We start from the raw sequence: 12,148 nt of genomic DNA, 5'->3' as shown, positions 1-12,148 counted from the left end.
AATGGATATGAAAAAATGGACTTCTGTACTTTGCATGTTGGCTGCGGCCGTAATGCTGACGGCTGGCTGTGGCAGTGACCAAAAGGCTGCGGCTCCGGCGCAGCCTGATAAGAACAAGACGCTGATTGTGGCTACCAACCCGTCCTTTGCTCCGTTTGAGTTTATGGACAAGGACAAGATGGCTGGGTTTGATATTGATTTGATTTCTGCCATGGTAAAGCAGGCGGGCTACCAGAAAGTGGAGTTCAAGAGTCTGCCTTTTGATGGGCTGATTCCGGCGCTGGAAAATGGCAACATTGATATTGCGGTTGGCGGCATCAGCATTACGGATGCCCGGAAGCAAAAGGTGAATTTCACGGATTCCTACTATGAATCTGGGCTGATGGCGATTGTGGGCAAGGACAACGACAGCATCAAGAGTCTGGAGGACTTGAAGGGCAAGACCATTGCGGCCCAGATCGGTACGGTAGGGGCTGATGAGGCGAACAAGATTGAGGGCGCCAAGGTAAAGACCTTTGACAGCAGCGACCTGGCCTGCCTGGAGCTGAAGAACGGCGGGGCAGATGCGGTCATCAGTGACCTGCCGGTATTGCAGTACTTCCTGAAGAAGGGCGGTTCTGCCTACGCCAAGAGTGTGGGGACGCCGAAGAAGGGTGATTTCTACGGGTTTGCAGTGGCCAAGAAGAATACGGCGCTGTGCGACCAGCTGAACAAGGCGCTGGCGGAGCTGAAGAAGAATGGGGAGTATCAGAAGATTTACGATAAGTGGTTTGGGGAAGCGAAGTAAGGGGAGAGAAGAGGGAAGGGGCTATGCAAAATGGCGACATTTTGCATAGCTTTTTTTGTTGGTGCGGTCAGCGGACTTTGTAGGCGATGTTTGCCGGGTATCCACTCTCAGTCATCCACTAGCGTGGCTGCCAGCTCTCCCCTCGTATGATATGTATGTGAGTTATTAAAAACAGCTCACATACATATTTTTTGTGCGTATAGCGGTAAGAACCATTCGGAGAATTTTCCTCTTCCGGTTTCCCGTCTATACAATCTGAAGCTCTGTAACAAAAGGTNCCTCGTATGATATGTATGTGAGTTATTAAAAACAGCTCACATACATATTTTTTGTGCGTATAGCGGTAAGAACCATTCGGAGAATTTTCCTCTTCCGGTTTCCCGTCTATACAATCTGAAGCTCTGTAACAAAAGGTTTTCCCATGGTACGATATCAGTAGAGTCTGATGTCCGGAGGCACTGCTATCTCCCCTTGCAGCCAGTTCGTCTGTGTCTGCTCCCTTTAGCATGCGGCCCAGCTCATGAAGCATTACTCCGCTAACACAGAAGTTGCATCTCCTGCCTTAGCACCAGCAAAAAGGCTGACAGGATGAATGCTAATTGCGCGAGGTTGCGGTTACTTCATGATGCCTGGGATAAACCTTTTGCTCAGGCTTCACAAATCTGATCTGGGAAGGAGGATGATATCATGATTAAGATCAACACTTTGTCAACTTTATACGTCGGTATTGATGTAAGTTCAAAATCCAATGTTGTCTATGCCATGGACTTTGAACAGAATAAGCTTCTTTCTGATTCTTTCCCTAATAATCAGCCTGGCGCTGAAAAATTGGCGAATGCTATCTGTAAATGTATGCTTTCTCATCGAAATCTAAATACTATCGTTTTCGCATTAGAATCCACCTCCATGTACAGTATTCATATTGCCAATTTCCTGTCAGCCAGCGAAATTCTCATGCCTTTTCATCCGTATGTTTATTGTCTCAATCCAAAAATCACAGCGAATTACCGAAAAACTTTTATTGGCCTTTCCAAAACTGATTCAACGGACGCATATATCATTTCTGATTTAGCTCGGGTTGGCAAAATCAAGAGTTCTCCCTGGAGAGGCAGTCAGTTTCTTGCACTCAAGCGTCTGACACGGCACCGACTGCACCTCGCTGAATGCATCACAAGAGAAAAGACCTACATGATTTCCAATCTGTTTCTTAAATTTAGTGAACTGGAGATTTTGGATCAGGAATCACAGCCCTTTAGTAACATTTTTGGGACCACTTCAGCTGCCGTTTTGACAGAATTCTTTTCTGTACAGGATATTGTGGATGCCAGCGAAGAAGAGCTCCTACAATTTCTGGCAAAAAAAAGCCGGAATCGCATTACAAACTTAGCTGAAACCTCTAAATTGCTAAAAAAGGCCGCCCAGGATTCCTATCGTCTTGATAAGCGTGCAGCTGAACCCCTGACAATCGCTCTGGCCAGTTCGTTCAACTGTATTGAGTCTTACAAGAAGGAAATTAAGGCAATTGATCATGCTATAGAAAAGACGGTCAAGGGCGTTAATCCTAACGCCTACATGATTCTACGGTCCATTCCTGGTATTGGACCAGTCTTGGCTGCTGGCATTCTCGCTGAGATTGGTGATATTTCCGCTTTTCGCTCAGCTGATTCGCTAGCTAAATACGTTGGACTTACTTGGCGCAAGAGCGATTCAGGCGACTTCGTGGCCGAGGAAACACCCGTTTTCAGAACGGGTAACACATATCTCCGTAATTATATTGGAGAGGCTGCAAACAGTGTCCGAAGATACATCCCTGAATACGCAGAGTATTACGCCAAGAAATATGCTGAAGTGCCAAAGCATCAGCATAAAAGAGCACTCGCGCTTGCATCTCGTAAATTAGTACGACTCGTTTTTGGTTTGCTGGTCAAAAACCAACTGTACGCCGGCGGAAAGTTGAACGCCGAACAGAATAACGATTTCAAATAGCACCCGTTTTTTTTGAAGCAACATCGGGTGCAGGTGAAGTGCGCCCTTTTTTTGATTAATACATAGAATATCTTAAAAAAAATATGCTTGACATATTACCAGAATGCTAAAGGCGAGAGCTATGGGCGCCCTCTGGGCAGACTGGGGTGAACCTCATCCGTCGCCTTGCGGCGCCACCTTCTCCAATTTTGGTGTGCTCCCCGTCAAGTAGACAGTTCCTAATAATATAAACCTCTACGCCGCCATTTGGTAGCTATTATGTTTTTGCATAGGGGTCAAACGGCCCAAATTCCGCTGCAAACGGCCACTGTTGTAATACTCCATGTAGTTATTAATCATCGTTACCAAAGCTTTACGGCTGTCGAAGTCACGAGTATAGTACCGTTCTCTTTTCAGCATGCCCCAGAAGCCTTCCATCGGGCCATTATCAATGCATTTTCCTATCCGTGACATACTCTGCGTCATACCAGCATCTAGAATCATCTTGCGGAAATCCCTGCAGGTGTATTGGAATCCCCGGTCAGAGTGAAACAGGGGATGCGCGCCAGGGTTTTTCAACAATGCCTTATTGAAGGTATTGAATACCAAATTTTTATCGTTCCGGTTGCTTATCACATAGGAAACAATTCGTCTGTCATACAGGTCAATAATCGCGCTCAGATATACCTTATGCACAACTACCCCCTCATAGTAGTGAAATTCTGAGACGTCAGTACACCATTTCTGGTTAGGGGCATCGGCTTTAAATTCCCTATTCAAGATATTTTCTGCAATGTATGCAGGATCTATTGCACGCTGGGTGCAGCCCTTAGGGGCATATTTAATCGTAGACTTTATATTTATCACTCGACAAAGATGAAGAACGCGACCGTCACCAATTGCTATTGGTTTCGTGTCAGGATAGATCTTCTTATTTGGGGCTCGTAAGTCATCAGCTATTCGTCTGTACCCTTTAGCTGGGTCAGCCTTGTATATCTCTTCTATTCTTTTAGCAATTTCCTTGTCGTCAATTTCGCGTGCTGAAGGCTCTCTATGAAGCCATTTGTAGTAGCCGGCCCGGGACACTTTTCCCAATTTGCACAGGCCAAGAATAGGGTAATTCTTTTCAGCGTGCAGTTCTTTAATGGCTTCATAAATGGCTCCATATCTTATTTGTGTGAATCCCGCCTCCTTTCCACAATATCGAGTTTTTTTAGGAAATCAATCTCCATATCCTTGGCTTTGAGTTTTGCATTAGCCAGTTTGAGTTCAGCTTTCATACACTCATATTCTGTAGGGGCTTCTTCAGGGACTTCTACTGGCTTCCTGTGTCCGCGCCCATCTATGAGTCCTTCGGTATTGTACTTATTATATTTTAAGACGTAATTTCTGACTTGCTGGTAGGAAACCTTAAACTTTTCAGCGGTTTCATGGTAAGCATTCCCGTTTTCAATGCAGTATTTTACGATTTCAACGCGCTCGTCAAAGGTCGTTTGTCTAGCTTTAGTCATGATCTTGGCACCTCCAGTACCCGAACTTTTTAGTTCCTCATGACTATTATACTTCTTTAACCAGTCTCTGATTTGACGAGAACTTTTTAATCCGTATTTTTGTACCAGCTGGGACATAGTCGTTTCGCCCTTAAGATATTCCTCTACGCATTGGATCTTAAGATCAGCAGAATAACTTTTAACCTGTCTTTTGTTAAATACCTCAGGACCATTTCCTATATATTCATCTACCCAATACTGTACTGCTTTCCAGTGAACCCCTAACCTTTTTGTAGAAACCATTGGTGATTCTTCATGAGCAAGAACAGCTTTGACAGCCTTTAATTTATCCTCTGCACTGACTTTCGATATAGACATTTTACATACTCTCCTTTCAACGAATCCAGGAGGTTTAACTATATGCCAGTCTACTTTATTCATAGCATACCAGTTTGCAGAAGGCTTACTAGGCCATTACTGGTCGTGTGCTGAATGGGGCTAGTGCGGAGAGTATGGTAGTGGCCCTCCAGGCGGTTGGTGCGGTCAGCGGACTTTCTGGCGATGTTTTCCGGGTATCCTCTCAGCGGTTCGCCGTTTACCAATCAGCTGCGCACTGCCATGCTTGCTTCTTGGAAGGCTATCGCATGGGCCTTATTAACCAAACAGCCTCTTGCAAAATTTGTTGGGCTGTTTGGATGCGGCCGCAATGCTTGCAGGAAGCGTTCTTAGGCTACCACTGGTCGTGCGCTGAACGGGGCTAGTGCGGAGAGTTTGGTAGTGGCCCTCCGGGAGGTTGGGTTTTGAACCCCATCCCGGCATTGCCAACGGCAATGCCACCCTTCCCCTTCTCCTGTTCGCGCAACGCGGCGAACAGGTAAGTGGAAGGCACTTGCGGCCTGCGGCCGCTGATACCTGGATGGGACCGCTGGGTTGTTGGTGCGGTCAGCGGAATTCCTGGTGCTGGTGCGGGGTATCCTCGCAGTGGTTCGCGGCTACCCACTCAGTTACGCCCTTCGGGCTTACTTCGCGGGCCGCTATCACAGGGGTCGTATATTCCATTTCTCCACGGCCGGAGGCCTTGAGAAATGGATACGACTCCCTCAGTCAGCCTGCGGTGACAGCTCTCGCAGTGGTTCGCGGCTCGCTGCGCTGCTGCGTCCTACGGACTTGCTTTGCAGGCCGCTATCACAGGGGACGCATTAGCCGGCCCGCCATTGAATCCTGTGATGACGGGCCGGATGCGTCTCCCAGAGTGAGGAGCCTTTAAGGGTCGTGCGGTTCAGGGGGTATTGGTGTGGGGCGGGACAAAATACAATTCTTTTCTTTAAAATCACTTGCATAAAAATACGGATAAGTGTATAATAATCACATATTTTAAGGAAATACCACTGAATATAATCTGTTGGGAGGAATATTTATGAAAAAGGTTACGGCTGTTTTGTGTGCTTTGGCGGCGATGCTGATGCTGGCTGCTGGGTGTGGTTCTGACGCGAAGAAGGATGCGGCTCCGGCGAAGGCTGATACGAAAAAGGTGCTGACGGTGGGGACGAACCCGTCTTTTGCTCCGTTTGAGTTTACGGACAAGCAGGATGGGAAGATGATGGGGTTTGATATTGATTTGATGAATGCGCTGGCCAAGAAGGCTGGTTATGAAAAGGTGGAATTCAAGAGTATTCCGTTTGATGGGTTGATTCCTTCTTTGGAAGGGGGCAACATTGATGCAATCATTACTGGTATGAGCATTACGGATGCCCGGAAGCAAAAGGTAAACTTCACGGAACCGTATTATGAATCTGGTCTGATGGCAATTGTGGGCAAGAACAATGACAGCATTAAGGGTCTGGAAGATCTGAAGGGCAAGACGATTGCTGTACAGATTGGTACGATTGGTGCTGATGAAGCCCACAAGATTGAAGGGGCTACGGTTAAGACTTTTGACAGCAGTGACCTGGCTTGCCTGGAACTGAAAAATGGTGGTGCAGATGCGGTGATCAGCGACCTGCCGGTATTGCAGTACTTCCTGAAACAGGGTGGTTCTGAATATGCCAAGAGTGTGGGTACTCCTAAGAAGGGTGACTTCTACGGGATTGCTGTTGGCAAGAAGGACACGGCTACTTTGGACAAGCTGAACAAGGCTTTGGCTGAGATGAAGAAAGACGGCGAATATCAGAAGATTTACGACAAATGGTTTACGGTTGCTAAATAATTGCGGTTAACTGCATAGGGTTTTGTTCTTCCTTTTCCTCCATAATGGTTGTATAAAGATACGGTTCGATGTATAATATCTACCTAGAATCGAAAATACAATCATGATGGAGGAAAATTTTATGAAAAAAATCACGGCAATCTTATGTGCGATGGCTGCGGTTATGATGCTGGCAGCTGGCTGCGGTTCTGATTCCAAACAGGCCGCCAATGATCAGAAGGTTCTGCGGGTGGGTACGGAACCGACTTTTGCTCCTTTTGAATTCCAGAAACAGGACTCCAGTGATTTTGAGGGCTTTGATATGGACTTGGCCCGGGCGATCGGCAAGCAGCTGGGCAGAAAAGTGGAAATCCAGAACATGGGCTTTGATGCGCTGATTCCGGCGCTGAACTCCGGCAATATTGATATGGCCATTGCGGGCATGAGCATTACGCCGGACCGGCAGAAGGCTGTGACTTTCTCGGATCCGTACTATACTTCTGGTCTGACAGTGGTGGTCCGCAAGGACGAAACGGGCATCAAGGGAATCCAGGACCTGGAAGGCAAGAAGATTGCGGTACAGATTGGCACCACGGGTGCTGAACGTGCCGGCAAGGTGCCCGGGGCTCAGGTGACCAGCTTTGATACCAACTCCCAGGTATTCCTGGAACTGAACAACAAGGGTGTGGATGCGGTCATTATCGACAAACCGGTGGCTGCCTACTACCTGACCCAGGAAGGCAAGGATAAGGCTATGCTGGTGGGCGAGACTCTGGAAGCGGAAGATTACGGGATGGCTTTCAAGAAGGACAGCAAGCTGGCTGCTGACGTAAACAAGGCACTGGCTGAATTGAAGAAAAACGGTGAATACGACAAAATCTATACCAAATGGTTTGGTACTGATAAAAAAGCCAAATAAGGCTACCTGGCAGAAGGGTGAAAATGCATGAACTTTGAAATTATTGAGCAGTCCCTGCCCTTACTATTGGCAGGGGCGGGCATTACCATTGAGATTACGGCCCTGAGTGTGGGTTTTGGTATGGCCATTGGGGTCATTGTTTCTCTAATCCGGCTGTCGGGGATTAAGCCGCTGCGGATTTTGGGGAACATTTACGTGGACTTTCTGCGGGGCACGCCTCTGCTGGTTCAGATTTTCCTGGTGTATTTTGCGCTGCCGGCGCTGATCCATCACCGGGTGGATGCGTTTGTGGCTGCTATTGCGGCCTGCTCCATCAACAGTGGTGCGTATGTGGCGGAAGTGTTCCGGGGCGGCATTGAATCCATCGACAAAGGGCAGATGGAAGCTGGCCGGAGCCTGGGGATGACCTGGTGGCAGACCATGCGCTACATTATTCTGCCCCAGGCGTTCAAGAGAATTATCCCTCCTCTGGGCAACGAATTCATTGCCATGCTGAAGGATTCTTCCCTGGTATCTGTTATCGGGTTTGAGGAACTGACCCGTCGGGGCCAGCTGATTATTGCCCGGACGTATGCTTCTTTTGAAATCTGGCTGACGGTTGCTGTGCTGTACCTGATTATGACCCTGGCTGTTGCCCGTTTTGTAGGCCTCTTGGAAAGGCGGTTTAAGAAAGATGAACGATAAATTGATACAGATTTCCGGCCTGAGAAAAAGCTACGGGGACAACGAAGTTTTAAAGGGCATCGATGTAGATATTGCGGAAAAGGAAGTGGTGGTGGTTATCGGTCCTTCCGGCGGCGGCAAGAGTACGTTCCTGCGCTGCATCAACTATCTGGAAGTGCCTACGGCCGGCACCATTACCTTCGATAATATTCCTCTGAACGGGGAAGCCAACATCAACGAGGTCCGGAAGGAAATCGGCATGGTGTTCCAGCGTTTCAATCTGTTCCCCCATATGACGGTGATGGAAAACCTGATCCTGGCGCCTATGAAGGTCCGGGGCGTCAAGAAGGAAGAAGCGGTGGAACTGGCGGAACGGTATCTGACCAAGGTAGGGCTTTTGGAAAAGGCTGACAGCTATCCCAACTCCCTGTCCGGCGGCCAGCAGCAGCGGGTGGCTATTGCCCGGGCGCTATGCATGAAGCCCAAGGCTATGCTGTTTGACGAACCGACCTCGGCGCTGGATCCGGAAATGATCAACGAAGTACTGGACGTTATGAAGCAGCTGGCCAAGGAAGGCATGACCATGGTGGTGGTTACCCACGAAATGGGGTTTGCCCGTGAAGTGGGGCACCGGGTGCTGTTCCTGGACCAGGGGAAGATTCTGGAAGAGGCTGAACCGAAGGAATTCTTTGCCCATCCGAAAAACGAACGGGCGGCCAGCTTCCTGTCCAAGATTCTGTAAGGGTTTTGGGGGTAATTTTGGGGCGATTGTGTAAACAATTGTTACAAAGAGTTACTTATAAGAAAAAAACTTACAAGAATTTTTAATTCTTTGCAGGAATACGGAAGGTACTGTAGAAATAATACCATAAGAACGAACAGGAAACGTCCTGTTGGTGAGGAGGTAGTTATTATGGCAGTAAGAGTACGTGGTAAAAACATTGAGGTCACCCCTGCATTAAAAGACTATGTGGAAAAACGGATTGTGACCATCACCAAACAGTTCAAGACGGTGGGTGAAATTACGGCGGTAATGCGGGTGGAACGGGGAAACCACATTGTGGAAATCACCGTACCGGCCAGCGGGATTGTATTGAGAGCGCAAGAAACTTCCGATGATATGTATGCATCCATTGATAAATGTGTTGCCAAGATCGAAAGACAGATTCACAAGTATAAGACCCGTCTGATGAAACGGAAATACAGCAACTTCCGTGATGAAGAACCGGCTCCGTTGCCGGAGCTCAGTGAAGAGGTTCCGGAAGAAACGGAAGAATTCAAGGTGGTCCGCAACAAGACCTACCGGATGCGTCCCATGGGCGTGCAGGAAGCCATTATGCAGATGAACATGCTGAACCATGATTTCTTCGTTTTCTTCAACGATGAAACGGAACAGATTGCCATCGTATATCGGCGGAAAAATGGCGATTACGGCTTGATCAATCCGGAATTGTCCTGATTTCATGAATTGTTTACAAAGAGTCGAGGCTTTTGCCTCGACTCTTTTTGACTTTCATATACCTATTTGCTACAATTAGAAAATAGGCTTAGTAGGATTTTTTGCACTTATGAGGAGTGATCTCGTTGCTGGAAAAGCTAATGAAAGTAGTCTTTGGCGACCCTAACGCTAAAGAGTTGAAGGTATGCCAAAACTATGTAAATAAGATTAATGCGCTGGAACCGGAAATGGCCGGTTTAAGTGACGCACGGCTGTGCGCTAAGACCAGCGAATTCCGGCTGCGGCTGTCCAAGGGGGAAACCCTGGATGACCTGTTGCCGGAAGCCTTTGCGGTGGTCCGGGAGGCGGCAAAACGGGTGATGGGTATGCGTCATTTCGACGTACAGCTCATCGGCGGCTGCATCCTGCACCGGGGCAATATTGCGGAAATGCGTACTGGTGAAGGGAAAACCCTGGTGGCCACCCTGCCCGCGTATTTGAACGCACTGGAAGGCAAGGGCGTGCACGTGGTAACGGTCAACGATTACCTGGCCCGCCGGGACAGTGAAGACATGGGCCGGGTATTCCGGTTCCTGGGGCTGTCCGTGGGGCTGATTATCCACGACATGGATTTCCCTGCCCGGAAGGCGGCTTATGCGGCTGATATTACCTACGGGACCAACAATGAATTTGGGTTTGACTATCTGCGGGACAACATGGTGGTGTCCGAAGACCAGATGGTACAGCGCCCGCTGCATTACGCCATCGTGGACGAAGTGGACAGTATCCTGATTGATGAGGCCAGAACGCCGCTTATCATTTCCGGCCCGGGGGAAAAATCCACGGACCTGTACAATGTGATGGCTTCCGTAGTAGCCAATATGAAAAAAGATGTGGACTACACGGTGGACGAAAAGCAAAAGACCGTGGCACCTACGGAAGTGGGTATTGCCAAGGCGGAAAAAATGCTGGGGGTCCAGAATATGTACGCCGGGGAAAACGGCGTGGACCTGTCCCACCAGCTGATGGCCGCCCTGAAGGCCAAAGCCCTGATGTTCCGGGACCGGGACTATGTGGTCAAGGACGGAGAAGTCATTATTGTTGACGAATTCACCGGCCGGCTGATGTACGGCCGCCGTTTCTCCGAAGGGCTGCACCAGGCTATCGAAGCCAAGGAACATGTGAAGGTGGAACGGGAAAGCCAGACCCTGGCAACCATTACCTTCCAGAACTACTTCCGGATGTACGACAAGCTGTCCGGCATGACTGGTACGGCCAAGACGGAAGAACAGGAATTCCAGAAGATTTACGGGCTCAGCGTTTACGTGGTGCCCACCAATAAACCCAACATCCGTATCGACTATCCGGATGTTATCTACAAGACCAAGAAGGCCAAGTACCGGGCGGTAGTCAAGGCCATTGAGGAGCTGCACGCCAAGGGTCGGCCGGTGCTGGTAGGTACTACTTCCATTCAGCAGTCCGAAGAACTGTCCGATATGCTGAAGAAGAAGGGCATCCAGCACAATGTGCTGAACGCCAAGTACCACGAAAAGGAAGCTGAAATCGTGGCCGACGCCGGCCAGATGGGCGCCGTGACCATTGCCACCAACATGGCTGGCCGTGGTACGGATATTACCCTGGGTGAAGGGGTCGCTGAACTGGGCGGCCTGCACATCATTGGTACGGAACGGCACGAATCCCGCCGTATCGACAACCAGCTGCGGGGCCGCTGCGCCCGTCAGGGGGACCCGGGCTCTACCCGTTTCTACCTGTCCCTGGAAGATGATCTGATGCGGCTGTTTGGTTCCGACAATATTTCCGGCATTATGGACAAGCTGGGAATGGAAGAAGACGAACCCATCGAACACAAGCTGGTTACCCGTTCCATCGAGAACGCCCAGAAGAAGGTGGAATCCCGGAACTTCGATATCCGGAAACACGTACTGGAATACGACGATGTAATGAACCAGCAGAGAGAGGTTATCTACGACCAGCGCCGGAAGATTCTGGAGCGGGCGGACCTGAAGGACGATGTGCTGAACATGGCCAGCCATATTGTGGACCGGACGCTAAGCATGTACGCTCCTCCTGACGCCTACAGCGAGGATTGGGATATTCCGGGTATGATTGCCTACGCCGAGGAGTTTTATGCGCCTCAGGGGCTGCTCAAGGCCGAGACGCTGCAAAATATGAGCCGGGAAGAGCTGGACGAATACCTGCATAAGGTAGCCGTAGATGCCTACAACGCCCGGGAAGAAGCCATTGGGGCTCCGATTCTGCGGGAACTGGAGAACCTGGTGATGCTGAAGGTGGTGGACGGCCACTGGATGGAACATCTGGACGCCATGGACGCCCTGCGGGAAGGCATTGGCCTGCGGGCTTACGGCCAGCGGGATCCTTTGGTAGAATACAAATTTGAAGCCTACGATATGTTCGAAGCCATGAAGGAAACGATTGTGGACGATGTGGTGCGGTACATGTACCGGGTAAACGTGGTGACCCAGCCTGCGGTGGAAGACCACTTGTCCAACGCCCAAGTAAACAATCCCAACGTGGACGGCGCGGAGAAACAGGTCCGGGAACCGGCGATGGTTTCCCACGAGCCTGAAGTGGGAAGAAACGATCCCTGCCCCTGCGGCAGCGGCAAAAAATACAAAAACTGCTGTGGCAAAAACAGCTGATTGACAAGAACGAAGCTGGG

Annotated in this window: 10 protein-coding genes; 8 read left to right on the top strand and 2 right to left on the bottom strand. The window is 49.4% G+C overall.

Annotated features, from left to right (window positions below):
• The first annotated feature begins 7 nt into the window (after positions 1–7).
• Both C7E10_RS02515 and C7E10_RS02510 read left to right on the top strand, forming a co-directional pair.
• Positions 8–787, top strand: coding sequence for a basic amino acid ABC transporter substrate-binding protein (locus C7E10_RS02515; protein ID WP_105325815.1), 780 nt, complete (start codon positions 8–10; stop codon positions 785–787).
• Between the two features lie 687 nt (positions 788–1,474).
• Entirely contained in the window at positions 1,475–2,773 is a 1,299-nt protein-coding gene (locus C7E10_RS02510) for an IS110 family RNA-guided transposase (protein ID WP_105325814.1), read from the top strand.
• 234 nt (positions 2,774–3,007) lie between these two features.
• On the opposite strand, the gene C7E10_RS02505 is transcribed toward C7E10_RS02510, so the two are convergent.
• On the bottom strand, positions 3,008–3,898 hold the full coding sequence (locus tag C7E10_RS02505) for an IS3 family transposase (RefSeq protein WP_255419934.1): 891 nt from the start codon (positions 3,896–3,898) through the stop codon (positions 3,008–3,010).
• A gap of 23 nt (positions 3,899–3,921) precedes the next feature.
• Complete coding sequence (locus C7E10_RS02500) at positions 3,922–4,683, bottom strand: helix-turn-helix domain-containing protein (RefSeq protein ID WP_105325813.1); 762 nt, start codon at positions 4,681–4,683, stop codon at positions 3,922–3,924.
• Between the two features lie 976 nt (positions 4,684–5,659).
• Here C7E10_RS02500 and C7E10_RS02495 point away from each other — a divergent pair.
• From C7E10_RS02495 to secA, 6 genes are all read left to right on the top strand, one after another.
• On the top strand, positions 5,660–6,448 hold the full coding sequence (locus C7E10_RS02495) for a basic amino acid ABC transporter substrate-binding protein (RefSeq protein WP_105325812.1): 789 nt from the start codon (positions 5,660–5,662) through the stop codon (positions 6,446–6,448).
• 121 nt (positions 6,449–6,569) lie between these two features.
• Entirely contained in the window at positions 6,570–7,346 is a 777-nt protein-coding gene (locus tag C7E10_RS02490; RefSeq protein ID WP_105325811.1) for a basic amino acid ABC transporter substrate-binding protein, read from the top strand.
• A gap of 27 nt (positions 7,347–7,373) precedes the next feature.
• A complete protein-coding gene (locus tag C7E10_RS02485; RefSeq protein WP_105325810.1) occupies positions 7,374–8,030 on the top strand; it encodes an amino acid ABC transporter permease in 657 nt (218 codons plus the stop codon).
• Position 8,031: 1 nt separating this feature from the next.
• Positions 8,032–8,751 carry an amino acid ABC transporter ATP-binding protein gene (locus C7E10_RS02480; protein WP_105325969.1) on the top strand — a complete coding sequence of 240 codons (720 nt, stop codon included), beginning with the start codon at positions 8,032–8,034 and terminating at the stop codon, positions 8,749–8,751.
• Between the two features lie 171 nt (positions 8,752–8,922).
• Positions 8,923–9,468 carry a ribosome hibernation-promoting factor, HPF/YfiA family gene (gene hpf, locus C7E10_RS02475; RefSeq protein ID WP_105325809.1) on the top strand — a complete coding sequence of 182 codons (546 nt, stop codon included), beginning with the start codon at positions 8,923–8,925 and terminating at the stop codon, positions 9,466–9,468.
• 140 nt (positions 9,469–9,608) lie between these two features.
• Complete coding sequence (gene secA / locus C7E10_RS02470) at positions 9,609–12,128, top strand: preprotein translocase subunit SecA (protein ID WP_353937274.1); 2,520 nt, start codon at positions 9,609–9,611, stop codon at positions 12,126–12,128.
• The last annotated feature ends 20 nt before the right edge of the window (positions 12,129–12,148 follow it).

The organism is Acidaminococcus hominis, assembly GCF_900291475.1.
Lineage (GTDB): Bacteria > Bacillota > Negativicutes > Acidaminococcales > Acidaminococcaceae > Acidaminococcus > Acidaminococcus hominis.
The sequence above is the reverse complement of the archived record's forward strand: the minus strand, read 5'-3'. Positions and strand labels throughout refer to the sequence as shown.